This is a genomic window from Phytobacter massiliensis JC163 (assembly GCF_000321045.1).
Classification (GTDB): Bacteria; Pseudomonadota; Gammaproteobacteria; order Enterobacterales; family Enterobacteriaceae; genus Phytobacter_A; species Phytobacter_A massiliensis.
Map to the genome: position 1 here is coordinate 153,508 of NZ_HE578945.1, position 24,640 is coordinate 178,147.

Genomic DNA, 24,640 nt, shown 5'->3' on the forward strand with positions numbered 1-24,640 from the left:
GTTTCTGGCGCAGGCGAGACAGTCGGTAACTGACCGGTTACGTTAAAATGGCTGTAACGCCTGCATAGTGTTGAATATAAAGGTTAGAGATTTACCCGCCTGATAAATTGAAAAAGCATATCGCTGGTTTTACCATTGACATCAATAACATCCATCCCGGCATTTGCCGCTGCCTGAATGCCCAGCGCGGAATCCTCAAAAACAACGCACTCTGCTGGCGCGACATTGATGAGCTTTGCACAGCGCAAAAAGGTGTCGGGAGAGGGTTTGTGCTTTGCGACATCATCGGCGCTGACAATGGCGTTAAAACAGGCCAGAAAATCGAATCGTGCCAGCAATACGCTGGCCGTGTCTGCGCCGCTTCCGGTGTCCAACGCAATCGGGCATTGCCCGGCGTAATACCTGACAAGATCGGCGGCAGGTAATTTTCCAATTTTCTCTTCGGCGAACATCCTCTCTACGGCTAACTTCTTTTGCGCTGCTATTTCTGACGGATCAAGATGGCATTCTTTGCTGTGAATTAATGCCCGGGCGACGTCAAGGGGCGACGAACCGTTGAAGCGAATGATTTCCTCATCGCTAAAGGTGATGTTGAAACGGCCAAATACTTCGCGCCAGGCCCGCCGGTGCAGGGGTTCGGTGTTGAAAAGGGTGCCATCCATATCAAAGATAAGCGCCCGATAACGTAAAGACATATCACCTCACGCTAAAAAAGAGCGGGTGACAAAAGGCACCCGCCAGTGTGTTATTTCGCGATTAACTGCCGGGCATGTTTCACCACGCCTGCCGCGTCGATTTCATGTTTTGCCCGTAGCGCCGCCCGATCTGCGGCAATGGCGTATTGCCCGTCAGCGATGCCCAGACGGCGCAGACGAAGCCCGCCGCCAGCCTCGGCAATCGCCTCCGCGACCAGGCTACCCAGGCCGCCATTAATGTTGTGTTCTTCCACGGTAATGACGTACCGGTGCTTCTTAAGGATGTCGACCAGCTGCTCAATCTTGCAGGGGCGAATAGAAGGGATGTTAATCACGCTGGCTTCGATGCCTTCCTGCGCCAGCTGCGTGGCGGCATCGACAGCTTCATAGACGGTTGACCCCATTGCGACCAGCGCAATGTCATCGCCCTGGCGTAGCATATCGATATTGCCCGGTACAAATTGCCAGCTGGCGTCATGCAGTTCCGGCAGCGGTTTACCATCAAGACGGATATAAACAGGCCCGGTATGATCGATGGCATACCTTACGATAAGCTGGCATTCCAGAGGGGTTGAGGGCGCATAGATTTCAATGTTGCCGAACCCACGCATAATGGCAATATCATCAAGCGAATGGTGCGTGCTGGCCAGAGGCCCATAGCTTGCGCCTGAGTTCAGCCCGATAAGTTTGACGTTCGTGTTGTTATAGCAGACGTCAACTTTAATCTGCTCGTTGGCGCGGGAGATCAGAAAGGGGGCCGCATTGCAGGTAACGGCGACTTTTCCGCCCAGCGCTAAACCGGCGGCGGCACCCACCAGTGTTTGCTCCGCAATACCGACATTAACGAGTCGGCCCGGAAACTGCTGCGTAAACGGAGCGATTTTCGCCGTTGACGTCGAGTCTGCCACGACAGGAACCAGATCGACGCCGCGTTCAACAGCGGCGATAAGTTCGTTGACCATGACCGTTGCTAAGTGTTGGCTATTATTCATCTTTCAGTTCCTCCAGTGCCAGTTCAACCTCATCGCCTTTCGGCACGCGGTGGTGCCATTCCGCGCGTCCTTCTATAAAGGAAACGCCCGCGCCTTTTACCGTCCGGGCAATTACCACGTGCGGCTTGCCGTTTGCTTTTAGCCCTTCCAGGGTTGAAACCACATCCGCCATGTTATTCCCCTGACACTGCGTCACTTCCATGCCGAACGCCTGCCATTTTTTATCCAGCGGATCGGTATTCATGATCTCTTTGGTTGCCCCAGCCAGCTGCAGACCGTTTTTGTCGTTAATGATGATCAGGTTATCCAGCTTGTAGTGCGCCGCCGCCAGCGCCGCCTCCCAGTTACTGCCCTCAGCCAGTTCGCCATCGCCGGTGATAAGATAAACTTTACGCGGGCTGTTGCTTTTTTTGGCCGCCAGGGCGATGCCTACCGCAACGGGGAGACCGTGGCCCAGCGCGCCGGTATTTAATTCAACGCCTGGCGTTTTATGGCGCACAGGGTGGCCCGGCAGGCGCGAATCATTATGCTGATAAGTCGGCAGCCAGTCGGTTGGGAAATACCCCGCCTCGGCAAGCACGCAATAATAGCCGCCGGCAGCATGGCCTTTAGACTGGATGTAGATATCCCGATCGGGATTGTCTTTCTGTTCAGGCGAACAGTTCAGAATACGAAAGTAGAGCGCGGTGATCAGCTCTACCTGAGAAAGATCGGCACCGGTATGACCACCTGCCGGACTGTTGGCATTTAAAACGATAATGCGGCGTCGGATGGCGCGCGCTTTTCGTTCCAGCTCTTCAACGGACAGTAAAAAAGGATTCATAATATCTCCTTGCATTAAGATTCATCCTTGAATAAATATTCATAGCGGATACGCTTTTACACACAGAGCGTTTTATAACTCTATATGTCATCGATTGATTATTGATGCTATGAATAAATATTCGATAATGATTTTTTATTCACCGCATTTAAGATAGGGTTCTCTGCCACGTTTGTCTATGGTTTATTGCGTTAATAAAATGAAAAAGAAAGGATAAAAAGAGCGTGAGTGGGTATAAAGGAGAGGGCTTTTTACTCGTAAGGGGGCAAGGTGACGACGCGTGACATCAGGCAATTTTTCTGGCGCTCTGAGCACATTCCGTGGGCCGAATTACGCTCGACCCGCCATAGCTGCCAGGCCTATAAACTGCATCAGCATCCGCAGCTCTCTATCGGCGCAATAGTGGAAGGGGAGACGATTAGCTGCTGTGCAGGAAAGGCGTATCACCTGCGGGCGGGGGATATGATCCTGATTGGGCCGGGCGTGCCGCATAGCTGCAATCCGGCCGGTGGGCCTCGCAGCTATCATATGCTCTATCTTGACGAGCAATGGTGTAAAGCGCAGCTCGGGCTGCCCGCGTTTGCGCGGCTTCACTGCTCACAGACCGTTTTGCGCGACGTGCCGCTTTTCACCGCCTTCATCAGCGTGCTGACCCTAATGCAGGAGAATAACCTTACCGCCTTGCCTGCGGCACTGCGCGGGCTACTGCTCTCCTTGCCGGGCCTGGAAAACCAGGCCTGCGGCAACCCCTATGGAGAAATGCAGCGGGCGTTGCTGGCGGATTTCCAGAGCCCGCCCTCGCTGGAAAGCCTGGCGAAACGCTACCACCTGCGTAAAGAGACGCTGATTCGCCATTTTAAACATGCGACCGGCATGACGCCGGGCGCATGGCTTAATAACGCACGGGTCGAATTCGCCAAAGCGCGGCTGCGGGCAGGGGAAACGCTAACCGATGTCGGCTACCAGAGCGGCTTTGCCGATCAAAGCCATTTTCATCGCACTTTTGTTAGCTTTACCGCCTCCACGCCGCGGCAGTACGCGCAGGGCCGATCAATATTCGACAATAATTAATCCCGTTTCACCGCTATTGTGGCCCGGTCTGTTTTTGCTGAGGTCACCATGGTCTTTTTGTCTGAAATTATCCCGTCCACGTTTCCGCTTCTGGCGTTATCCCATTTTATAGCCCTGCTCAGTCCCGGCCCCGATTTCTTTCTGCTGGCGGGCTATGCCATTCGCTACCGACTTCGGGGAAGCGCGGGCATCGCCGTGGGCATCGCGCTGGGGAACGCCTTCTATATTGTGCTGGCGATGTCGGGGTGGCGGCTGCTGATGGAAAACGCCACGCTGTTCCGGGTCATTGAAGTTGCGGGGGCGCTTTATCTTATCTGGATTGGTGGCCATTTAATGCGTAGCCGCCAGCAGGCGCTGGCGCTGAACGCGACCGCGCATGCGTATCCAACATGGCGAAAACAGTGTCTGCTGGGTCTGGGCTCCGCGCTGCTGAATCCTAAAAATGCGCTCTTTTATCTGGCGCTGATGACCTCAATGCTGGGGGCGCAGGTGACGATGCCGCAGCAGATCTTCGCCGGACTCTGGATGGGGATGGCCGTACTGCTGTGGAACCTGATCGTTGGCGCGCTGGCAGGGCTGGCTGTCGTACAGCAGCGCATTCAGGCCTACCTGCCGGTTATCGAACGCGTGGCAGGCGTTATCCTTGCCGGTTTTGGCATCGCGATAATCGTAATGATGTTTCATCATGCAGGGGCGTAGCGTGACCCACGTTGGCACGTGTAGCGTTAAAACAGGCGTTTAGCGTTGCGGGGAGGAATCGATAAGCTGACTTATTTGCTGGGACTGGAGTTTATCCTGATGATGATACCAGGCGCCAATAGAGGAATAGACAAGACGACCAAAGAAAAAGAGAAAGCTGATGAGAAGTACGATACGGGTCATGCGACTGTTAAATCGATGTCGTTTTCGCATACTGGTTGCCTGACTCACAAAAGGTTCCTTAAGGTATACCCATAAAAAGGGCGACAGTGACATTAAGGCACAGAGCGTAAGCGGGGTCAATTACTCGGCACGTAAAATTTCGTCAGCCAAAAATATCACCTTAATTTATATAAAATAATTAATTATTTATAATATAAATGTTAATCTCGGCGGCGCAAAAAAAGCGTAACAATTGTTTTATTCTGCACCCGTTACTTGATATGCATCAATTGCTGGCGGCTGGACATAACTAAAATTCTTGCTCTCCTGCGTTTTTCGCAGAGACAGTCAGGTTGGATGCCTGCCTGAAATGCCCACCGGGAACGTGGGTTTTTTATTGAGCATCTATGAACCTGATAAAAAAATATCATCAATATAAAGATAAATGGTGGGCGCTTCCGCTCGTCTTACCCTGCCTGCTGCTGCCATTGTGTAGCTTCGCTAATGTCTATACCCAAGTCGCAGGCGAAGTGGTTGTTCTGTTTTTTATGCCGATAGCGCTGTTCCTGAGCCTGATGCTGGTCTTTGGCTGGGCGGCCATTCCGGGCATTATTCTCGCGCTGGTTTTCCATATCGGCACGGCGGACATCCCCGCGCTTATCGCGCATACGCTTCATCTGCTGGTGCCGGTGATCATTAGCTGGGGCGGCTATCGGGTGTTTGTCACCCGTCGGCAAAACATCGCCTATGGCAATGCTCGCTATATCGCCCAGCGCATTTTCTGGCAGGTATTCTGCCCGGCATCCATCTACCTGATTATCCTTGAATTTGTTATCTGGCTGTCCCTGTACGATACCGACTTTAGCGACAGCGATATTTTAACGCTTAATATTCACTTATTAATTGATTATCAGGCGCTGCTGGTGGGAACCATGACCGGCATTCCCCTCTGTTATCTGGTTATCCGGGCAATTCGCCATCCCCGCTATCTTAAAAGCTGGTTTTCGCAGCTGCGCCATGAGTTCGACCCTAAAGTAACGCGCGCGGAAATGGTTTTATGGGCGGGCGTCACCGGCGTGCTGGCGGCGCTGTTGCTGATGCCACTCAGTGAAAACAGCACCATTTTTAGCACCAACTATACGCTGTCGCTCATATTACCGGTTATGCTCTGGGGCGCGTTGCGCTATGGCTACCGCTGTATGTCCATCTTATGGACTAGCCTGCTGGTGGTTTCTATTCACTATCATTACCGCTATCTGCCGCTCTACCCCGGCTACGAAATACAGCTGGCAATCGCCTCTTCAAGCTATCTGGTCTACTCATTAATTGTGCTCTGCGTTTCGGTGCTGGCGGCGCGGCAGCGGGTGGTGCACGATCGCGCCCGCAGGCTTGCCTATCTTGACCCGGTGGTTCAGATCCCCAACCTGCGCGCCCTTAACCGGGCGCTGGCCCATTCGCCGTGGTCGCTGCTCTGCTTCTTGCGTATTCCAGAGCTGGAACTGTTGGGCAGGAATTACGGCGTCATGCTGCGTATCCAGTACAAACAAAAACTCTCGGAATGGCTCACCCCCATTCTTGCCGCAGATGAGTGCGTGTATCAGCTCTCCGGCCACGATCTCACCGTCAGGCTGAATACGCAGGCCCATCAGGATAAAATTGATGAGCTGGATGCGCGAATTAAGGCGTTTCGTTTCTACTGGGACGGTATGCCGTTACAGCCGCAGGTAGGGTTGAGCTACTGCTATGTTCGCTCCCCGGTGCAGCACCTTTATCTGCTGCTGGGTGAGTTGAGCACCATTGCCGATCTGTCGCTGGCGACCAACCACCCGGAAAGCCTACAGCGGCGCGGCGCGGCGAACCTGCAGCGAGCCTTAAAAAGCAAAGTTGATATGATGAATCGCCTGCAGCAGGCGCTGGAGGAGAACCGCTTTAGTTTACTGGCGCAGCCTATCTTCGGCGTTCGCGGCGACAGTTATTATGAAATCCTGCTGCGCATGCAGGACGAGCATGGCGCTTATATCAGCCCGGATGATTTCCTGCCGGTGGCCCATGAGTTTGGCCTCTCTTCCCGTATTGATTTGTGGGTCGTGGACAACGCGTTACGTTTTATGGCGAAGCACCGCGAGACGTTACCGGCCCAGCGTTTCGCAATTAATCTGTCGCCCGCTTCGGTCTGCCGTTCACAGTTCTCACAGGATGTCAGCCTGCTGCTGGGAAAACATGGCGTTGAGCCCTGGCAGCTGATCTTTGAGATCACCGAAAGCCATTCCCTGACTAACCTCTACCAGGCGGATCAGACGCTAAGCCAGCTGCAGTCGATGGGGTGCCAGGTGGCGATTGACGATTTTGGCACCGGCTACGCCAGCTACGCGCGGCTGAAAAACGTCAATGCCGACATCCTGAAAATCGACGGCAGTTTTATCCGCAACATTGTCTCTAACAGCCTGGATTACCAGATTGTCGCCTCGATTTGCCATCTGGCGCGGATGAAGAAAATGCGGGTGGTGGCGGAGTATGTCGAAAGCGAAGAGATACGCAGCGCGGTGGTTGCGCTGGGTATCGATTATTTGCAGGGCTATCTGATTGGCAAGCCGGAGCCGCTGGAAAACCTGGCGACGCAGCCCCGGGCGGCCTGACGTCAGGCCGCGACGTCAGGGGAGTGCTCTTCCTCTATTTTGAGCCGCCAGCCGGTGACCGCGTTCCAGTACTCCTGCTCTTTTTCCAGATCCAGAAGTACCAGCGCGTTCTGGGAAAACCAGCCGTGGGGGAAGCTCAGCGTCCAGTGGTTGTCATCGGTTTTGAGCCGCAGGGTCGGCGGCGTGGTTGTCGCCTGGCGCTGATTGTTAAGCAGCACGCCGAGGCGCAGGAGCTGGATCAGCGGCAGATACTGCTTCTTCTTATACAGCGTAAAGCGCGGCAGATCGTCGAGCTTCACCCCTTTGCGGTGGTAGCGCACCAGCGTCGCCATCAGCAGCTGCTGCTCCTGATTAAAGCCCGGCAGGTCGCTGTTTTGCAGGATATAGGCCGAATGGCGGTGCATCCCGCTGTGGTTAATATTGAGCCCCACTTCATGCAGCATCGCCGCCCATTTCAGCAGCGCCGCCAGCGGCAGATTCGCCAGCTTCGGGTTCTGCGCCTGCCACTGATCGTAAATATGCATGGTGGTTTCCAGCACGCGGCGCGCCTGATCGCGGTCGATATTGTACTGGCTGGCGAGGCTTTGCGCGGTACGGCTGCGGATGTCCTGGTGACGGAAGCGGCCTTCCATTTCATACAGCACGCCTTCACGCAGCGCGCCATCTGAAAGGCGAAGCTCACGAATCGCCAGCGCGTCGAATACGCCGCAGAGGATCGAGAGCCCCGGCACAAACACCGCCTTGCGCTCATCGGAGAGCCCCGGCAGGTTGATATCGTTAAAATTACTGAATTTCAGCACCTCATCGACCAGTCTGTCCAGCCGTTCCGGGGTGATAAAGCCGTCCTTTTCCCCCAGCGCCAGCAGCACTTCATGGGCCGCTTTGATGGTGCCGGAAGCGCCCAGCGCCACGTTCCAGCCCTGAATCCGGTACTGCCAGGCCAGCGTCTCCAGCTTTTGAACCGCCGCCAGGCGTGCGCGCTGAAAATTCTCTTTGTTCAGCGTTCCGCCAGGGAAATACTGCTGGGCAAAACTGACGCAGCCCATCCGGCGGCTCTCCACCAGCCTGGGCTCGAAATCCTCGCCAATCACCAGCTCCGTTGAGCCGCCGCCGATATCAATAACCAGCTTACGGCCACGTTCCGGCTGGGTGTGTTCGACGCCCATAAAAATCAGGCGCGCCTCTTCGTTGCCGGAGATAATTTCAATCGGGTAGGGGATGACCTGCTCGGCGCGTTTCAAAAAATCCGCCGCGTTGCGAGCCTGGCGTAGGGTATGGGTTCCCACGATGCAGACGCTTGCGGGCGCGAAGCCCTGCAGACGTTCAGCGAACAGCGACAGGCAGGCGAGACCACGCTCCATGGCCTCTTCGCTGAGCATACTGTCACTGTCCAGACCATCCGCAAGGTGCACGCGTTGCTTAAGGCGGCCAATGATCTGCATAGCGCCGTCTACCACGCGCGCGATCACCATATGAAAACTGTTCGAACCCAGGTCGACCGCTGCAAACTCCTGCGGTCGCGGCGTCTTGTCATTTATCGGCATAGATTAATCGGGCTGCTCAAGAGATTTGATGTAATCGTAAATCGCCAGCTGCGCGCGTACTTTGCGGCGATTGCCGCGCGGCACATAGCGATTACTCAGTTCTTTATCGATATAACGCGCTTTTACGGTATCACTGAACAGCAGTTCAATGATATCCAGGACCTGCTGTTTCAGGCGCGGATCGAGAATTGGCGCGGCAACTTCGATACGGTAATCAATGTTGCGCGTCATCCAGTCGGCGGAGGAGAGCCAGACTGTTTTATCGCCGCCGTTTTCAAAAATATAGACGCGATCGTGCTCCAGATAGCGGTCAACGATACTGATAACGCGAATATTATCGCTGATGCCTTCAAGCTGCGGGATCAGTGAACACATGCCGCGAACCAGCAGGTTAACCGGTACGCCGGAGCCGGAGGCCGCGTACAGCCGGTCAACCAGACCTTTATCGACAAGGTTATTAAGCTTAAGCGTGATCCCGGAGGGTAAACCCTGCTGCGCGTTGGCGATCTCGGTATCGATCATGTCATACAGCAGGCGACGCGAGTTTTGCGGCGACACCAGCAGGTGATCGAAGGTGACCGGGCGATAGGGGTTTTCAATAAAATTAAACACCCGGCGGACTTCGTTAGTGATGCGCGCATCGGCGGTCAGCAGCGAATAGTCGGTGTAAATACGCGCCGTTTTCTCGTTAAAGTTACCGGTGCCGATATGGGCGTAGCGCACCACTTCTTCATTTTCCATGCGCGAGATAAGGAACAGCTTGGCATGGATTTTCAGCCCGGGGGCGGAGAAGATAACCTGTACGCCCGCTTCGGTCAGCCGTTTCGCCCAGTGGATGTTGGCCTCTTCATCGAAGCGCGCCTGCAGTTCCACCACCACGGTCACTTTTTTGCCGTTGTGGGCGGCGTGGATCATTGAGTCGATAATGCGCGAGTCTTTCGCCACGCGGTAAATATTGATCTTAATCGCCAGCACGCTCGGGTCGAACGAGGCCTGACGCAGCAGTTCCAGCACGTGCTCGAAAGTGTGGTACGGATAGTAGAGCAGCACATCCCGTTGGCGAATGGCATCAAAGCCGTTACGGAACTTATCGAACCAGACATGGCGCAGGCGCGGCAGCGGCTTGTTCACCAGATTCGCCTTGCCCACGTTCGGGAAGCCGATGAAATCTTTGAAGTTGTGGTAACGGCCGCCCGGAATAATAGAGTCATAGCGGGAGATAGTCAGCTTCTCGCGCAGCATCTCGACCATCGCATCGGGCATATCGCGCTGGTAAACAAAGCGCACCGGCTCTGCCGTCAGGCGCTGTTTCAGGCTCGAAGACATCAGCTCCATCAGGCTCGACTCCATCTCGTGCACCAGATCGTATTCGGCGTCACGGGTCATTTTCATCGAGTAGGCGTTGAGGGCGTCATAATCAAAAAAGCCTTTGAAGATATCATCCAGGCAGTAACGCAGGATGTTATCAAGCAGAATCATCGGCTTGCGGCGGCGCGGCGCTTCCGGCGGCAGGTTGACAAAACGCGGCACCTTATCGGAGGGGATCTCCAGCAGGGCGTAGCGAATCTCATCGCCGCGAATAATCTCTACCGCCAGATAGGTGTAATCATCTTTCAGAAAACGAATCAGATTGGTTTCGCGGTTAATCAGCGTGGGGGTAATGTGCTGGCGCAGATAGTGTTTAAAATAGTGGCGCAGCCAGCTTTGCTGGTTGACGGAGAGCTGACGTTCGTTAATCAGGAAGATCTGGTTACGGGCCATCTCCAGCAGCAGGTCATTGTATAAACCATCAAATTCCTGGTCGGCTTTCAGCACTCTGGACTGGATCTTGCCAAGCAGGTGGCGGGAGTTGGGGGAAGAGCCGTGACCCTGTTCCTCACTAATAATGAGCCGCCGCTTAAGCTCTGCGAAGCGCACTTTATAGAATTCATCAAGGTTGTTGGAGTAAATCCCCAAAAAACGCATCCGTTCAATCAGCGGGTTACTCTTGTCTGCCGCCTCCTGAAGAACACGTTCATTAAAGCACAACCAGCTCAGTTCTTTTTCCAGATATAGCTTTTCCTGACCCATTACAACTTACGCTCCGGTTAAATCCTGGGACACGGCGATTCCTTCTCGCTACAGCGGTGTCCTCATGTGCAGGTAGACGTTGTCAGCGTTTGCTTGAATGACACCACTTATTATGGCGAGCTTTGCCATCAGATGTCCAACTGTGCCAGAAAAGTATGACAGTAATCCGCTTATACCCGTCATACTTCAAGTTGCATGCGTATCACCGCCTTCCTGCTACTCGAATTATTGAGGGTATACACGGGATGAGCGCGCGGCATGCGCCACGCGCAGAAGGGAGGGTTAATCGGCGGCGTAGCCCTGGGCAGGCAGGCGCACGCCGTCAAGCCAGGCGCTGTTATCCTGCATAACCAGACGCCCATCGAGGAACCAGCCCACCACCAGCGGATAGATAGCGTGCTCCTGGGTTTGCACCCGGGCGGTGACATCTTCTTCGCTGTCGCCCGCGAAAACCGGCACCTGCGCCTGCAGAATAACCGGGCCGCCATCAAGCTCATCGGTAACAAAATGCACCGATGTGCCGTGCACCTCGTCGCCATTCTCCAGCACCTGACGGTGCGTATGCAGGCCGGGGTATTTGGGCAGCAGGGAAGGATGAATATTCAGCAGCCTTCCGGCGTAGTGGGCGACGAAATCGGCGCTCAGGATGCGCATAAACCCGGCAAGCACCACCACGTCGGGGGCGTAAGCGTCGATCTCCTGCATCAGCTCCCGGTCAAACGCCTCGCGGCTGGCAAACTGCGAGGCGAGCAGCGTGTGGGCGGGAATATTGGCTTCCCGCGCGCGCTCAAGGCCGAAGGCGTCGGCCCGGTTACTGAAAACTGCCCGAATGGTGCCGCTGATTTTCTTGTTTTCGCAGGCGTCAATAATTGCCTGCAAATTGCTTCCGTTGCCGGAAATGAGCACCACAATGTTTTTCATTCAATGACCACACGTTCGCTGGAATCGGAGGCCTTGATGATACCGATTTTCCACGCCGTTTCACCTTTTGCATTGAGCAGCTCAATCGCCTTGTCCGCTTCGCTGGCGGGCAGGGCAATCACCATGCCGACGCCGCAGTTAAAGGTGCGATACATTTCATGACGGCTAACGTTGCCCGCGCTTTGCAGCCAGTCGAAGACCGCTGGCCACTGCCAGGAGGACTCATCAATCACCGCCTGGGTGTTGTCCGGCAGCACGCGCGGAATGTTTTCCCAGAAGCCGCCGCCGGTCAGGTGGGCGATAGCATGAACGTCAACGCTCTCGATCAGCGCCAGCACCGATTTCACATAGATACGGGTTGGCTCCAGCAGGTGGTCCGCAAGGCTTTTGCCTTCAAGCTGCGTAGTCTGCGGATCGCAGCCGCTCACTTCGACTATTTTACGTACCAGCGAGTAGCCGTTTGAGTGCGGGCCGCTTGAGGCCAGCGCCACCAGCACATCGCCATCGGCCACTTTTGAGCCGTCGATAATTTCCGACTTCTCAACCACGCCAACGCAGAAGCCCGCTACGTCGTAGTCTTCGCCGTGGTACATGCCCGGCATCTCGGCGGTTTCGCCGCCCACCAGCGCGCAGCCGGACTGCAGACAGCCTTCGGCGATGCCGTTAATAACGCTTGCCGCCGTGTCGACATCCAGCTTGCCGGTCGCGTAGTAATCGAGAAAGAAAAGCGGTTCAGCGCCCTGCACGACCAGGTCGTTTACGCACATTGCCACCAGGTCGACGCCGATGCTGTCATGGCGTTTCAGATCCATCGCCAGACGCAGTTTTGTGCCTACGCCGTCAGTGCCGGAAACCAGAACAGGCTCACGATATTTTTGCGGCAATGCGCACAGCGCGCCGAAGCCGCCCAGTCCGCCCATCACTTCCGGGCGGCGGGTTTTCTTCACCACGCCTTTGATTCGATCGACCAGAGCGTTGCCCGCGTCAATATCCACACCGGCATCTTTGTAGCTGAGAGAGGTTTTATCGGTCACTGCTTGCTTCCCCACGCGTTTGCTTGCGGTACGTCCGTTACAGTCGCGGTGATAACCCGCGCTATGTCGGCGACAGAAATAAAATTCGGCGCAATTCTAACAGCCCAGGCAAACGTTTGCGAGTCCATTATTTGCGGGACCCGGCGAGGCTTACGGTATACTCTTTTCCAGTCCGATTGATCCTGATCAACGCTATCGCTGTAGCGCAACGGAAAAAAAGCGGTATAATCCGGCGATTTTTTTTGTGGCTACCACCTTGCTGGGGAAGGAGAAGAGTATGAAGGTCGTGGAAGTAAAACACCCACTCGTCAAACACAAGCTGGGCCTGATGCGTGAAAATGACATCAGCACCAAACGCTTTCGTGAACTCGCCTCGGAAGTCGGTAGCCTGCTGACCTATGAAGCGACGGCGGATCTGGAAACAGAACGTGTCACCATCGAAGGCTGGAACGGTCCGGTTGAAGTTGATCAGATCAAAGGCAAAAAAATCACCGTTGTGCCCATTCTGCGTGCCGGTCTCGGCATGATGGAAGGGGTGCTGGAGCATGTGCCAAGCGCGCGCATCAGCGTGGTAGGTATCTACCGTAATGAAGAGACGCTGGAGCCGGTGCCTTACTTCCAGAAGCTGGTATCCAATATCGACGAGCGCATGGCGCTGGTTGTTGACCCGATGCTGGCGACGGGCGGTTCCATGATCGCCACCATCGACCTGCTGAAAAACGCAGGCTGCCACAGCATTAAAGTGCTGGTGCTGGTTGCCGCCCCGGAAGGGGTCGCCGCACTGGAAAAAGCGCACCCGGATGTGGAGCTGTACACGGCGTCTATCGATAAGGGATTAAACGAGCACGGATATATTATTCCGGGGCTCGGCGATGCCGGCGACAAGATTTTTGGTACCAAGTAAATGATTTGATAAAAGAAGCCGACTTTGAGAGTCGGCTTTTTTTTGGCGTAAACCTAAACATAAACCTGTCGATTTCGCGATAGCGTTCACAAAACGTGTCGCGCATGAGGCCGGATAAGACCCACAACAACACTCAGAGGAAAACACTATGACGCGCCGTGCTATCGGGGTAAGTGAAAGACCGCCGCTTTTACAGACAATCCCGCTTAGTTTGCAGCACCTGTTCGCCATGTTTGGCGCAACCGTGCTGGTGCCAGTCCTGTTTCATATCAACCCGGCCACCGTACTGCTGTTCAACGGTGTCGGTACGCTGCTCTATCTCTTTATCTGTAAAGGCAAAATTCCCGCCTATCTGGGGTCGAGCTTCGCGTTTATTTCGCCGGTGCTGCTGCTGTTGCCGCTGGGATATGAAGTGGCGCTGGGCGGCTTTATTATGTGCGGCGTCCTGTTCTGCCTGGTGTCGTTTATCGTTAAGAAAGCGGGAACCGGCTGGCTGGATGTGATGTTCCCCCCAGCGGCGATGGGCGCAATCGTTGCCGTTATCGGCCTGGAGCTGGCGGGCGTGGCGGCGAATATGTCCGGCCTGCTGCCGGCAGACGGTCAGTCGGCGGACACCAAAACCATTACCGTTTCGCTGGTGACGCTGGCCGTCACGGTGTTTGGCTCGGTGCTGTTCCGCGGCTTTCTCGCTATCATCCCCATCCTGATTGGCGTGCTGGTGGGCTACGCGCTCTCCTTTTCGATGGGAATGGTCGATACCGGCGTTATCGCCAACGCCCACTGGTTCGCGCTGCCGACCTTCTACACCCCGCGTTTTGAGTGGTTCGCTATTTTCACCATCCTGCCTGCGGCGCTGGTGGTTATCGCCGAACACGTTGGGCACCTGGTGGTGACGGCGAACATCGTTAAAAAAGATCTGATTCGTGACCCGGGGCTGCACCGCTCTATGTTCGCCAACGGTCTTTCTACGGTGATCTCCGGCTTTTTTGGCTCGACGCCTAACACCACCTACGGTGAAAACATCGGCGTGATGGCCATTACCCGCGTTTACAGCACCTGGGTTATCGGCGGCGCGGCGATTATCGCCATCCTGCTCTCCTGCGTAGGTAAACTGGCCGCCGCCATTCAGGCGATCCCGATGCCGGTCATGGGCGGCGTGTCGCTGCTGCTGTATGGGGTGATCGGCGCATCCGGTATTCGCGTGCTGATCGAGTCGAAAGTGGACTACAACAAAGCGCAGAACCTGATCCTGACCTCGGTCATTCTGATCATCGGCGTCAGCGGCGCGAAAGTGCACATTGGCGCGGCGGAACTAAAAGGGATGGCGCTGGCGACCATCGTGGGCGTCTGCCTGAGCCTGGTGTTTAAGTTAATCAGCGTGTTGCGCCCGGAAGAAGTGGTGCTGGACGCCGAAGACAGCGATGTGAAAACGCATTGATTCTCTCCTGTGAACCAGGCCTCGCGCCTGGTTCAAACGCGGTAAAGTTTTTGCTAAACTTACCGCGTTTTGTAAAAGCCCTGTTGAGGTATGTCTGAACACTCCGGCTCAGCTTTCTTTGCCACTCTATCTTCCTGACGATGAAACTTTCGCGAGTTTCTGGCCGGGCGAAAATCCCTCTTTACTGGCGGCGTTGCAGAACGTACTGCGTCAGGATCACAGCGGATATATCTATTTCTGGTCTCGTGAAGGGGCAGGGCGCAGCCATCTGCTTCATGCGGCCTGTGCCGAACTTTCCCAGCGGGGTGACGCGGTAGGCTACGTTCCCCTCGACAAGCGGACCTGGTTTGTGCCGGAAGTGCTGGAGGGTATGGAGCAGCTTTCGCTGGTCTGTATCGATAACATTGAGTGCGTGGCCGGGGACGAGCCCTGGGAGATGGCGATTTTCAACCTTTATAACCGCATACTGGAGTCGGGCAAAACCCGGCTGCTGATCACCGGCGATCGCCCCCCGCGGCAGCTTAATCTTGGCCTGCCGGATCTCGCTTCCCGCCTCGACTGGGGGCAAATCTATAAATTACAGCCGCTGTCGGACGAAGATAAACTGCAGGCGCTACAGCTGCGCGCCCGTCTGCGCGGCTTTGAACTGCCGGAAGATGTGGGTCGCTTTTTGCTTAAGCGGCTGGATCGTGAAATGCGCACGCTGTTTGACACGCTTAATCAGTTGGATCGCGCCTCGATTACCGCCCAGCGCAAACTGACCATTCCTTTCGTGAAAGAGATCCTCAAGCTTTAGGCCCGACGGTCGCGCCGGGCCGCGGGGATTAAACGATCTCCAGCACCTGTTCCGGCGGACGGCCAATGCGCGCCTTGCCTTTGGCGACGACAATCGGGCGCTCCATCAGCCTGGGGTTTTCTACCATCGCCTGAATCAGCTCCTCCTCCGTCAGATGGCTGTCATCCAGCTTTAACGTTTTGTAGAGCTCCTCTTTCTGACGCATCAGCTCCCGCGCGCTGGTCATGCCCAGCATGCTCAGCAGCTCGCGCAGGGTGTCGGCGCTTGCCGGCGTCTCCAGGTAAAGCACCACTTCCGGCTCAATGCCGTTTGCCTTAAGCAGGCTCAGGGTATCGCGGCTTTTTGAGCAGCGAGGGTTGTGATAAATCGTTACCGCGTCAGTCATCTCTTCTCCGGATTACATCTTTTCGTAGGGGCGGAACTGCTGTTGCAGCCGACGTAGCTGGTCAATACGGGCATCATAGCGGGCCTGCTGCAGGCTGCCGAGCTTGACCTGAGAGCTGGCGCTGCTGAGCAGCGTGATGGCCTGGTCAAGACGGCCCAGCAGCGCCTGGCCTTCAGCCCGCGCCGCCAGCTCCTGGTCGCGGTTATTGAGCGCCGCTTCCGCCTGCGCCAGCAGCTCCCAGCCGTTAATGTCATCTTTCCAGGTAAAGGTATAGCGGTTGAGGATTTTCGCCGCTTCCCCCGGCTGGCCGCTCGACAGGTACGCGTTGGCAAGGTTGAGCTGCAGCACGGGGTTGCTTTTCAGATCCCTTGCGTTTTTTAGCCGGTTGATGGCATCGAGGTTCTTGTTCAGGCCCAGGTCAATATCGGTCGCCAGGTCAAGATACCAGGCGTTGCCCGGCTCCGCGCTCAGCAGCGGCTGTAGCTGCCTTGTGGCTTCGGTAAAGTTTTTACTCTCCATCGCCTGCAGCGCGCGGCCATACTGCGCGGCGCGTTGTTCACGCACGTTGCCTTTCGCCCAGGCATCCAGCAGATCGCCGGTAAGCTGGTTACGGCCGCTGTTATACATACCAAGCGTTCGGGCCTTCGCCAGATAAAAGTCTTCTGATGACTGCGAGACCACCGGGCGCATCTGGTTTGCGCGGTTGCGGGCATCGGCAAGGCGGCTTTCCGGCAGCGGGTGGGTAAGCAGGATTTCCGGCGGGCGCGAGGAGTAGCGCGACTGATCGAGCAGTTTCTCCAGGAAGGTGGGCATCGCCTGCGGATCGAACCCGGCGCGTTGCAGAACCTGAATGCCGATACGGTCCGCTTCCTGCTCGTTCTGCTGGGTGAAGGTGATCATCCCCTGGCGCGTTCCCGCCAGCGTGCCGGTGAGCGCTGCCATCCCGGCCTGCGGGCTGGCCATCGCCAGCAAAATCGAACCGAGCGCACCGGCCCAGGTGAGCGGCGCGCTGCGCTTCTGGTCTTCCATGGCGCGGGCAAGGTGACGCTGGGTAACGTGGGAAATTTCGTGCGCCATGACCGACGCCAGCTGGCTTTCGTTATCGGCATAGCGAAACAGTGCGGAGTGGAGCACCACGTTGCCGCCGAAAAAAGGCGAAGGCGTTGATTTCGTCGTTGTTAACAATATAGAAGTGGAAGGGGGTTTTCACCGAGTTGGCGTGAGCGACGAGGCGCATCCCCAGCCCGTTAATGTACTGCACCAGCAGCGGATCGTTAATCAGCGGCGCGCTGCCGCGCAGCTGGCGAACGTAGTAATCGCCCATCTGCATCTCCTGGCCGATGGAGAGCGTGCTTCCTGCCGAGGTTCCCATATCCGGCAGGGTATCCGCCGAATCCGCGAAGGCGGGAGCCGCCTGACTGAGGGTCAGGGTGGCGATAAGGGTTGCGACCAGCGTCTTTTTCAACTGCCTGAACATAACCTCTGTCCTGTGTATTGGGTGTAATCGTTTGACCTGGCGCGCCGGGGTTCGTTCCGGCGACATAAAAAAGGCAGTTTAGCCGCACAGCCAGGGGAATAACATCTTTTTGCCCGGCGAATATGTTTCCGTTAAAGGCGGCGAAAAGCGAAGTCTTTTTTGTGACATTTCGATACAATTCCTCCTCTCACTCCAGCCAATCCGGCTGCACGGAAGGAACATATGCTCGAATTGTTGATGCAGTGGTATCGCCGTCGATTTAGCGACCCCGAAGCCATCGCCCTGCTGGTCATTCTGCTTGCAGGTTTTGTTATCCTCTTCTTTTTTAGCGGCATTCTGGCGCCGCTGCTGGTGGCTATCGTCCTGGCCTATCTGCTGGAGTGGCCGACGGTGCGCCTGCAGCGTATTGGTCTGTCGCGGCGCTGGGCGGCAACAATGGTGCTGGTGCTGTTTGTCGGCATTCTGCTGATCATGGCCTTTGTGGTTATGCCCGTTGCCTGGCAGCAGGGAATGAACCTGATTCGTGATATGCCGGGCATGCTCAACAAGCTCTCTGATTATGCCGCCACGCTCCCCAGACGTTACCCGATGTTAATGGACGCCGGTATTATTGACGCCATGGCGGAGAACATGCGTTCCCGCATGCTGGCAATGGGGGATTCAGTGGTGAAATACTCCCTCGCTTCGCTGGTAGGGCTGCTGACGCTGGCGGTCTATCTGGTGCTGGTGCCCCTGATGGTGTTCTTCCTGGTAAAAGACAAAGAGCAAATGCTCAACGCGGTGCGCCGCGTGCTGCCGCGCAACCGCGGGCTGGCGGGGCAGGTCTGGAAAGAGATGAACCAGCAAATTACCAACTATATTCGCGGCAAGGTGCTGGAGATGATCGTCGTCGGCATTGCTACGTGGCTGGGCTTTATTCTCTTTGGCCTGAACTACTCGCTGCTGCTGGCTGTGCTGGTCGGGCTGTCGGTGCTGATTCCTTACATTGGCGCTTTTGTGGTGACGATCCCGGTGGTGGGCGTGGCGCTGTTTCAGTTTGGCGCAGGCCCCGAGTTCTGGAGCTGCTTCGCGGTCTATCTGATTATTCAGGGGCTGGACGGCAATCTGCTGGTGCCGCTGCTCTTTTCCGAAGCGGTTAACCTGCACCCGCTGGTGATTATTCTGTCGGTGGTCATTTTCGGCGGGCTGTGGGGGTTCTGGGGCGTATTCTTTGCGATTCCGCTTGCCACGCTGGTTAAAGCGGTGGTTCATGCCTGGCCGGATGTGCCTGCGGTGGAACAGTAGCCAGCATAAGAAACGGCAGCCGAGGCTGCCGTTTTGCTATCTGTCCGTGCGCCTTGCGTTCGCGGAGGCGGCCTAAACGCCCGATCCGGTCGGTTATCAGGCGTTCTCTTTCAGCCAGTTAAGCACGATGTCGTGATGATTGCTGGTTTTGAAATCATCAAACACATGCTCGATTTTGCCTTCGCCATCAAGCAGAAAACTGATGCGATGGATGCCGTCGTAAGTTTTGCCCATGAAAGACTTTTCACCCCAGACGCCAAACTGTTCGCAGACCTGGTGGTCTTCATCCGACAACAGCGTAAAGTTGAGCAGCTCTTTTTCGGCGAAGCGGGAGAGCTTTTCCGGTTTGTCCGTGCTGATACCCAGCACTTCCACACCCGCTTTTTTGAGGTCGTCCATATTATCGCGAAGACCGCATGCCTGCACGGTACAGCCGGGCGTCATGGCTTTCGGGTAGAAATAGACCAGAACACGCTGTCCCTGGAAGTCGGCCAAATTTACTTGTTCCCCGTCTTGATCCGGCAAGCTAAATTTCGGTGCGATATCACCGGCTTTCAGTGGATTCATTGCTTCACTCCATCCTGTTCATCATGCTGTGTATAGTTGACAACGTTTATACTGCCTTGCGCATTTAGTTCTGTACATAGTGCTTTAAATGCCTGGTCAATATTTGACGCATCTTGCGACGCAGGACTGTGGGCGGTTATCTGAATAAAAAGCTGCGCGGGCGTGTCGGCATCGCTGGGCTGAGTGCGCGAAACCAGCTCGGCGATATTCATCTGATGGGCGTCGAACAGCGCGGTGAAACGCTCAATCAGATGGGGAGAGTCGGGGACTTCAACCTGCACCCAGACGGTCGCGGGCATGGCAGGGCGGGGGCGCGCGGCGGTGCGCTTCATCACAATCAGCAGATCCAGCTCCGCGCCTTTCAGCGGCAACGTAGATTCAATCAGCGTGATGGCGTTCCACGAACCGGAAAGCAGCATAATAAAGGTGAACTCTTCCCCCAGCATCGCCAGACGACTGTCTTCAATGTTGCAACCGCAGCTGCTGACATGACGGGTGATGGCGTTAACGATACCCGGCCTGTCTACGCCAAGCGCAGTGATAACCAGAAAATGTTGTGATAAGGCAGTCAAACCGATGCTTCCTGTCAAACCTGAGATAATTATAAGGAAAGCATAAAAAAAACCGGCATACAACCGCTGGAACGCCTCACGTCTCTTGCTTTTATTACGGCACCACACGTACCATTGAGGCTCATGTATGCACAGAGGATGGCCCATGTTCACGGGAAGTATAGTCGCGCTTGTCACACCAATGGACTCACAAGGTAAAGTCTGTCGGTCAAGCCTCAAAAAACTGATTGATTACCATGTCGCCAGTGGTACAGCGGCGATTGTTTCGGTAGGGACAACGGGGGAATCCGCCACGCTCAGCCATGATGAGCATGGGGATGTGGTGATGATGACGCTGGAACTGGCGGACGGGCGTATCCCGGTTATCGCGGGTACAGGCGCGAACGCTACCGCAGAGGCCATTAGCCTGACCCAACGGTTCAACGACAGCGGTATTGTCGGTTGCCTGACCGTGACGCCATACTACAACCGTCCTACGCAGGAAGGGCTGTTCCAGCATTTCAAAGCCATCGCGGAACACACCGATCTGCCGCAAATCCTGTATAATGTACCGTCTCGTACCGGTTGCGATATGCTGCCGGAAACCGTCGGCCGCCTGGCGGAAGTCAAAAATATTGTCGGTATTAAGGAAGCCACCGGGAACTTAAGCCGTGTTCACCAGATCAAAGAGCTGGTTTCAGATGACTTCGTGCTGCTCAGCGGCGACGATGCCACCGCGCTGGACTTTATGCAGCTTGGCGGTCATGGCGTGATCTCCGTCACCACCAACGTGGCGGCGCGCGATATGGCCGATATGTGCAGGCTGGCGGCGCAAGGGCAGTACGATGAAGCACGCGTGATTAACCAGCGTCTGATGCCGTTACACAACAAACTATTTGTCGAACCCAATCCTATCCCGGTGAAATGGGCCTGTAAGGAGTTGGGGCTTGTAGCAACCGACACGCTGCGCCTGCCGATGACGCCGATCACCGACCACGGTCGTGAGATCGTTCGCGCTGCGCTTAAGCATGCCGGATTGCTGTAAAGTTTAGGGAGATTTGATGGCTTACTCAGTACAGAAGTCGCGCCTGGCGAAGGTCGCGGGCGTTTCGCTGGTGATGTTGCTTGCCGCCTGCAACTCGGACTCACGTTATAAACGTCAGGTTAGCGGTGACGAATCCTATCTGGATGCCGCCCCGCTTGCCGAACTTCATGCGCCAGCGGGCATGATCCTGCCGGTACAGAATGGCGATTACAACATTCCTGTCACCAACGGCAGCGGCGCTGTAGGTAAAGAGCTGGATATCCGTCCGCCAGCGCAGCCTCTGGCGCTGGTTACTGGCGCGCGCACCCAGTTTACCGGCGATACCGCCACGCTGATGGTGGAAAATGGCCGCAACAGTTCGCTCTGGCCGCAGGTCGTCAGCGTGTTGCAGAGTCAGAACTACGCTATCGCCAAACGTGACGACGCCAGCCAGACGTTAACCACCGACTGGGTTGACTGGAACCGTCTCGATGAAGATCAGCAGTACCGTGGTCGTTATCAAATCTCGGTTAAACCCCAGGGGTATCAGCAGGCGGTAACCGTTAAGCTGCTCAACCTGGAGCAGGCGGGTAAAGCGGTGGCTGACAGCGCCTCGTTGCAGCGTTACAGCACTGAAATGCTGAACGTTATCTCCGCCGGGTTGGATAAGAGCGCTACCGCTGCGCAGAACGCCGCGGAAAACCGCAGCGTCACCACCCTGGATGTGCAGAGCGGCGCGGATGATACCGGTCTGCCGATGCTGGTGGTTCGCGGTCCGTTCAACGTCGTGTGGCAGCGTCTGCCTGCTGTGCTGGAAAAAGTGGGCATGAAAGTGACCGACAGCACCCGCTCTACCGGCAGCATGGCGGTGACCTATAAGCCGCTGTCTGACAGCGACTGGAGCGACCTTGGCGTGCGCGATCCGGGGCTCTCCTCCGGCGACTATAAACTGCAGGTAGGCGATCTGGATAACCGTAGCAGCCTCCAGTTTATCGATCCGAAAGGGCATACCCTGACGCAGTCGCAAAACGACGCCCTCGTGGCGGTGTTTGAAGCAGCGTTCAACAAGTAATTAGCAGGGCCGGAAGCTTCCGGCCTTTTTTTATTATCACGACGCAAACGTGTGCGTCGGTGTAGAATGGCTTTTTTAGTTAAATAATCACACCTGGAGTGACAAAGATGCAAAAGCAAGCTGAGCTGTATCGTGGCAAAGCGAAGACCGTATACAGCACGGAAAACCCGGACCTGTTGGTGCTCGAATTCCGCAATGATACGTCAGCGGGAGACGGCGCGCGCATTGAACAGTTTGAGCGCAAAGGGATGGTCAATAACAAGTTTAACCATTTCATTATGAGCAAGCTGGCGCAGGCGGGTATCCCTACCCAGATGGAAGCGTTGCTGTCCGATACCGAGTGCCTGGTGAAAAAGCTGGACATGGTGCCGGTAGAGTGTGTGATCCGTAACCGCGCGGCAGGCTCGCTGGTTAAACGTCTGGGCGTTGAAGAAGGCATTGAGCTCAACCCGCCGTTGTTCGATCTGTTTTTGAAAAACGACGCCATGCACGATCCGATGATCAATGAATCTTACTGCGAGACCTTCGGCTGGGTGAGCAAAGAGAATCTGGCGCGGATGAAAGAGCTGACCTACCAGGCCAACGACGTGCTGAAAAAACTGTTTGATGACGCGGGTCTGATCCTGGTGGACTTCAAGCTGGAGTTCGGCCTGTTTAAAGGCGAAGTGGTGCTCGGCGATGAGTTTTCCCCGGATGGCAGCCGCCTGTGGGATAAAGAGACGCTGGATAAAATGGACAAAGACCGCTTCCGCCAGAGCCTGGGCGGCGTAATTGAAGCCTATGAGGCGGTCGCACATCGTCTGGGCGTGAAGCTCGACTAACTCTCTCCCCAATTCAAACCGAAGGGGCATGCTCCCTTCGGTTTGTTGCCGCTTTTTCTTATGGTAATCCTGCCGTTGACCGCCTACGATCAAGGTATTAGATAAAAAAACCGAGGTGGATATGCGTTGGCAAGGGCGACGAGAAAGTAACAATGTTGAAGACCGGCGCAATGCGTCAGGCGGGTCGGGATTTCGCGGGCCGGGGCTGCGCCTGCCGGGCGGCAAAGGGGGCATCATTTTACTGGCGGTAGTGATTGTCGCCAGCTATTACGGTGTGGATTTAACCGGCTTGCTGACCGGCCAGCCCATGGAACCTTCGTCTCAGCAGCAGCGCTCCGTCAGTCCGCAGGAAGATGAATCCGCAAAATTCACCAGCGTCATCTTCGCCACCACCGAAGATACCTGGGGGCAGCTGTTTGAAAAAATGGGCCGCCAGTACCAGCAGCCAAAGCTGGTGATGTACCGTAACCGCACTTCCACCGGCTGCGGCACTGGGCAGTCAATTATGGGTCCGTTTTACTGCCCGGCGGACAGCAAAGTCTATATCGATCTCTCCTTCTACGATGAAATGAAAAACCAGCTTGGCGCAGGGGGGGATTTCGCACAGGGGTATGTGATTGCCCATGAGGTGGGCCATCACGTGCAGAAACTGCTCGGCACCGAAGCCAGAGTGCGCCAGCTGCAGCAAAACGCCTCGCAAAAAGAGGTGAACGCGTTGTCCGTACGCCTTGAGTTACAGGCGGACTGCTACGCGGGCGTCTGGGGGCACAGTATGCAGCAGCAGGGCGTACTGGAATCTGGCGACCTGGAAGAGGCGCTGAACGCCGCTACCGCCATTGGCGATGACCGGTTACAACAGCGCAGCCAGGGGCAGGTAGTGCCTGACACCTTTACTCATGGTACATCCGCCCAGCGCTACAGCTGGTTTAAACGCGGCATGGACAGCGGCGATCCGGCGCAGTGCGATACTTTTGGCCGCGCGCTTTAAGCTGCTAGCAAAGGTGGCAGGATGCTAAACACGCTGTGTCGCCGGATGGCGGCGGAAGGGATTCGTCGCCTGTTAGTGATAAGCGGCGACGAAGGGTGGTGCGCCGCGCAGGCCGATTCGCTGCGGGCCGCGCTGCCCGGCGACTGGCTGTGGGTCGGCGAGCAGACAGACTGGCCGTTACAGTGTGCGCCACGCGCGCTGGCGAAGCTGCTGGGTCAGGAGTTTCGCCATGCGGTACTGGATGCGCGCCATGGTTTCGATGTCGCCGCATTCGCCGCACTCGGCGGAACGTTAAAGCCCGGTAGCCTGCTGGTGCTGCTGGTGCCTGCATTTAGCGCGTGGCCGGCTAAACCCGATGCCGACAGCGTCCGCTGGAGCGACACCGCCTTGCCCGTCGCCACCCCCGTTTTTGTTACCCATTTTTTACGCACCCTCGCGCAGGATAATGACGCCCTGGTCTGGCAACAGGGGCAGCCTTTTACCGCCCCTGATTTTGCCGCCCGCGCCCCGTGGCATGCCGCCACCGGCGCGCCGGAACAGGAGCAGGCAGCCCTGCTGGACGCGCTGGCGGTGATGCCGCCAGGGGTGATGGTGGTAACGGCGCCGCGCGGACGTGGCAAATCGGCGCTGGCCGGTATGCATCTGGCCCGGCTGTCGGGGCAGGCGCTGGTAACGGCTCCCGCCCG

General features: G+C 56.2%; 23 protein-coding genes and 1 pseudogene. 12 read left to right on the forward strand and 12 right to left on the reverse strand.

The features are described from left to right. Positions 1 to 83: 83 nt before the first annotated feature. Genes ENTHG_RS00965 through ENTHG_RS00975 form a run of 3 tightly spaced genes read right to left on the reverse strand, consistent with a single transcriptional unit; the run spans position 84 to position 2,510 of the window. A complete protein-coding gene (locus ENTHG_RS00965) occupies positions 84 to 695 on the reverse strand; it encodes a beta-phosphoglucomutase family hydrolase (protein WP_044172475.1) in 612 nt (203 codons plus the stop codon). Between the two features lie 50 nt (positions 696 to 745). Then, entirely contained in the window at positions 746 to 1,687 is a 942-nt protein-coding gene (locus ENTHG_RS00970; RefSeq protein WP_044172478.1) for a transketolase family protein, read from the reverse strand. Then, a complete protein-coding gene (locus ENTHG_RS00975) occupies positions 1,680 to 2,510 on the reverse strand; it encodes a transketolase (RefSeq protein ID WP_044172480.1) in 831 nt (276 codons plus the stop codon). Before ENTHG_RS00975 ends, ENTHG_RS00970 begins: the two co-directional genes overlap by 8 nt. Positions 2,511 to 2,780: 270 nt before the next feature. Here ENTHG_RS00975 and ENTHG_RS00980 point away from each other — a divergent pair, with 270 nt between their 5' ends. Together ENTHG_RS00980 and ENTHG_RS00985 are read left to right on the forward strand one after the other, a co-directional pair. Further along, positions 2,781 to 3,581 carry a helix-turn-helix transcriptional regulator gene (locus ENTHG_RS00980; protein ID WP_044172481.1) on the forward strand — a complete coding sequence of 267 codons (801 nt, stop codon included), beginning with the start codon at positions 2,781 to 2,783 and terminating at the stop codon, positions 3,579 to 3,581. A 57-nt stretch (positions 3,582 to 3,638) separates the two neighbouring features. Continuing rightward, a complete protein-coding gene (locus tag ENTHG_RS00985) occupies positions 3,639 to 4,280 on the forward strand; it encodes a LysE family translocator (RefSeq protein WP_106403218.1) in 642 nt (213 codons plus the stop codon). 39 nt (positions 4,281 to 4,319) lie between these two features. Here the strand turns inward: ENTHG_RS00985 and ENTHG_RS00990 are convergent, their stop codons facing one another. Then, entirely contained in the window at positions 4,320 to 4,511 is a 192-nt protein-coding gene (locus ENTHG_RS00990) for a YfgG family protein (protein WP_071825777.1), read from the reverse strand. Positions 4,512 to 4,849: 338 nt separating this feature from the next. On the opposite strand from ENTHG_RS00990, the gene ENTHG_RS00995 reads away from it, so the two are divergent. After that, positions 4,850 to 7,078: a sensor domain-containing phosphodiesterase gene (locus ENTHG_RS00995; RefSeq protein ID WP_044172487.1), complete on the forward strand. Its 2,229-nt coding sequence runs from the start codon at positions 4,850 to 4,852 to the stop codon at positions 7,076 to 7,078. 2 nt (positions 7,079 to 7,080) lie between these two features. Here the strand turns inward: ENTHG_RS00995 and ppx are convergent, their stop codons facing one another. From ppx to purM, 4 genes are all read right to left on the reverse strand, one after another. Then, positions 7,081 to 8,622 carry an exopolyphosphatase gene (gene ppx, locus ENTHG_RS01000; RefSeq protein ID WP_044172489.1) on the reverse strand — a complete coding sequence of 514 codons (1,542 nt, stop codon included), beginning with the start codon at positions 8,620 to 8,622 and terminating at the stop codon, positions 7,081 to 7,083. 3 nt (positions 8,623 to 8,625) lie between these two features. Then, positions 8,626 to 10,692 carry a polyphosphate kinase 1 gene (ppk1, locus tag ENTHG_RS01005; protein ID WP_044172491.1) on the reverse strand — a complete coding sequence of 689 codons (2,067 nt, stop codon included), beginning with the start codon at positions 10,690 to 10,692 and terminating at the stop codon, positions 8,626 to 8,628. A gap of 282 nt (positions 10,693 to 10,974) precedes the next feature. Beyond that, a complete protein-coding gene (gene purN / locus ENTHG_RS01010; RefSeq protein WP_044172492.1) occupies positions 10,975 to 11,613 on the reverse strand; it encodes a phosphoribosylglycinamide formyltransferase in 639 nt (212 codons plus the stop codon). Further along, on the reverse strand, positions 11,610 to 12,647 hold the full coding sequence (gene purM, locus ENTHG_RS01015) for a phosphoribosylformylglycinamidine cyclo-ligase (RefSeq protein WP_044172494.1): 1,038 nt from the start codon (positions 12,645 to 12,647) through the stop codon (positions 11,610 to 11,612). The genes purN and purM overlap by 4 nt, the downstream gene beginning before the upstream one ends. Before the next feature lie 277 nt (positions 12,648 to 12,924). Here purM and upp point away from each other — a divergent pair, with 277 nt between their 5' ends. From upp to ENTHG_RS01030, 3 genes are all read left to right on the forward strand, one after another. Beyond that, on the forward strand, positions 12,925 to 13,551 hold the full coding sequence (gene upp, locus ENTHG_RS01020; protein WP_044172495.1) for a uracil phosphoribosyltransferase: 627 nt from the start codon (positions 12,925 to 12,927) through the stop codon (positions 13,549 to 13,551). 148 nt (positions 13,552 to 13,699) lie between these two features. Further along, positions 13,700 to 14,989, forward strand: coding sequence for a uracil permease (gene uraA / locus ENTHG_RS01025; protein WP_044172499.1), 1,290 nt, complete (start codon positions 13,700 to 13,702; stop codon positions 14,987 to 14,989). A 94-nt stretch (positions 14,990 to 15,083) separates the two neighbouring features. Next, positions 15,084 to 15,785, forward strand: a complete 702-nt coding sequence (locus ENTHG_RS01030; RefSeq protein WP_071825778.1) for a DnaA inactivator Hda — start codon at positions 15,084 to 15,086, stop codon at positions 15,783 to 15,785. Between the two features lie 28 nt (positions 15,786 to 15,813). Here ENTHG_RS01030 and arsC read toward each other — a convergent pair whose 3' ends face one another. Continuing rightward, entirely contained in the window at positions 15,814 to 16,170 is a 357-nt protein-coding gene (arsC, locus tag ENTHG_RS01035) for an arsenate reductase (glutaredoxin) (protein ID WP_044172504.1), read from the reverse strand. Positions 16,171 to 16,182: 12 nt separating this feature from the next. Next, positions 16,183 to 17,647: pseudogene (bepA, locus tag ENTHG_RS01040) on the reverse strand (beta-barrel assembly-enhancing protease). A 222-nt stretch (positions 17,648 to 17,869) separates the two neighbouring features. On the opposite strand from bepA, the gene ENTHG_RS01045 reads away from it, so the two are divergent. Then, positions 17,870 to 18,931, forward strand: coding sequence for an AI-2E family transporter (locus tag ENTHG_RS01045; RefSeq protein ID WP_044172507.1), 1,062 nt, complete (start codon positions 17,870 to 17,872; stop codon positions 18,929 to 18,931). A 96-nt stretch (positions 18,932 to 19,027) separates the two neighbouring features. Here the strand turns inward: ENTHG_RS01045 and bcp are convergent, their stop codons facing one another. Both bcp and ENTHG_RS01055 read right to left on the reverse strand, forming a co-directional pair. Further along, on the reverse strand, positions 19,028 to 19,498 hold the full coding sequence (gene bcp, locus ENTHG_RS01050) for a thioredoxin-dependent thiol peroxidase (protein ID WP_044172509.1): 471 nt from the start codon (positions 19,496 to 19,498) through the stop codon (positions 19,028 to 19,030). After that, on the reverse strand, positions 19,495 to 20,070 hold the full coding sequence (locus ENTHG_RS01055) for a glycine cleavage system transcriptional repressor (RefSeq protein WP_044172511.1): 576 nt from the start codon (positions 20,068 to 20,070) through the stop codon (positions 19,495 to 19,497). The genes bcp and ENTHG_RS01055 overlap by 4 nt, the downstream gene beginning before the upstream one ends. A gap of 145 nt (positions 20,071 to 20,215) precedes the next feature. Between ENTHG_RS01055 and dapA the strand changes: the two genes are divergently transcribed. From dapA to ENTHG_RS01080, 5 genes are all read left to right on the forward strand, one after another. Next, positions 20,216 to 21,094, forward strand: a complete 879-nt coding sequence (gene dapA, locus ENTHG_RS01060; protein WP_044172513.1) for a 4-hydroxy-tetrahydrodipicolinate synthase — start codon at positions 20,216 to 20,218, stop codon at positions 21,092 to 21,094. A gap of 16 nt (positions 21,095 to 21,110) precedes the next feature. Beyond that, positions 21,111 to 22,145, forward strand: coding sequence for an outer membrane protein assembly factor BamC (gene bamC, locus ENTHG_RS01065; protein ID WP_044172515.1), 1,035 nt, complete (start codon positions 21,111 to 21,113; stop codon positions 22,143 to 22,145). 107 nt (positions 22,146 to 22,252) lie between these two features. After that, complete coding sequence (gene purC, locus ENTHG_RS01070; protein ID WP_044172517.1) at positions 22,253 to 22,966, forward strand: phosphoribosylaminoimidazolesuccinocarboxamide synthase; 714 nt, start codon at positions 22,253 to 22,255, stop codon at positions 22,964 to 22,966. Positions 22,967 to 23,087: 121 nt separating this feature from the next. Beyond that, a complete protein-coding gene (gene ypfJ / locus ENTHG_RS01075; protein ID WP_044172519.1) occupies positions 23,088 to 23,954 on the forward strand; it encodes a KPN_02809 family neutral zinc metallopeptidase in 867 nt (288 codons plus the stop codon). Positions 23,955 to 23,975: 21 nt separating this feature from the next. Beyond that, positions 23,976 to 24,640: tRNA(Met) cytidine acetyltransferase TmcA domain-containing protein (locus tag ENTHG_RS01080; RefSeq protein WP_237567440.1), on the forward strand; the 665-nt coding region annotated here is incomplete at its 3' end.

Bases quoted from the DNA above. Each gene is read 5' to 3' on its own strand.
- ENTHG_RS00965 (WP_044172475.1), bottom strand. From the start codon at position 695: ATGTCTTTACGTTATCGGGCGCTTATCTTTGATATGGATGGCACCCTT.
- ENTHG_RS00970 (WP_044172478.1), bottom strand. From the start codon at position 1,687: ATGAATAATAGCCAACACTTAGCAACGGTCATGGTCAACGAACTTATC.
- ENTHG_RS00975 (WP_044172480.1), bottom strand. From the start codon at position 2,510: ATGAATCCTTTTTTACTGTCCGTTGAAGAGCTGGAACGAAAAGCGCGC.
- ENTHG_RS00995 (WP_044172487.1), top strand. From the start codon at position 4,850: ATGAACCTGATAAAAAAATATCATCAATATAAAGATAAATGGTGGGCG.
- ppx (WP_044172489.1), bottom strand. From the start codon at position 8,622: ATGCCGATAAATGACAAGACGCCGCGACCGCAGGAGTTTGCAGCGGTC.
- ppk1 (WP_044172491.1), bottom strand. From the start codon at position 10,692: ATGGGTCAGGAAAAGCTATATCTGGAAAAAGAACTGAGCTGGTTGTGC.
- purN (WP_044172492.1), bottom strand. From the start codon at position 11,613: ATGAAAAACATTGTGGTGCTCATTTCCGGCAACGGAAGCAATTTGCAG.
- upp (WP_044172495.1), top strand. From the start codon at position 12,925: ATGAAGGTCGTGGAAGTAAAACACCCACTCGTCAAACACAAGCTGGGC.
- uraA (WP_044172499.1), top strand. From the start codon at position 13,700: ATGACGCGCCGTGCTATCGGGGTAAGTGAAAGACCGCCGCTTTTACAG.
- arsC (WP_044172504.1), bottom strand. From the start codon at position 16,170: ATGACTGACGCGGTAACGATTTATCACAACCCTCGCTGCTCAAAAAGC.
- ENTHG_RS01045 (WP_044172507.1), top strand. From the start codon at position 17,870: ATGCTCGAATTGTTGATGCAGTGGTATCGCCGTCGATTTAGCGACCCC.
- bcp (WP_044172509.1), bottom strand. From the start codon at position 19,498: ATGAATCCACTGAAAGCCGGTGATATCGCACCGAAATTTAGCTTGCCG.
- dapA (WP_044172513.1), top strand. From the start codon at position 20,216: ATGTTCACGGGAAGTATAGTCGCGCTTGTCACACCAATGGACTCACAA.
- bamC (WP_044172515.1), top strand. From the start codon at position 21,111: ATGGCTTACTCAGTACAGAAGTCGCGCCTGGCGAAGGTCGCGGGCGTT.
- purC (WP_044172517.1), top strand. From the start codon at position 22,253: ATGCAAAAGCAAGCTGAGCTGTATCGTGGCAAAGCGAAGACCGTATAC.
- ypfJ (WP_044172519.1), top strand. From the start codon at position 23,088: ATGCGTTGGCAAGGGCGACGAGAAAGTAACAATGTTGAAGACCGGCGC.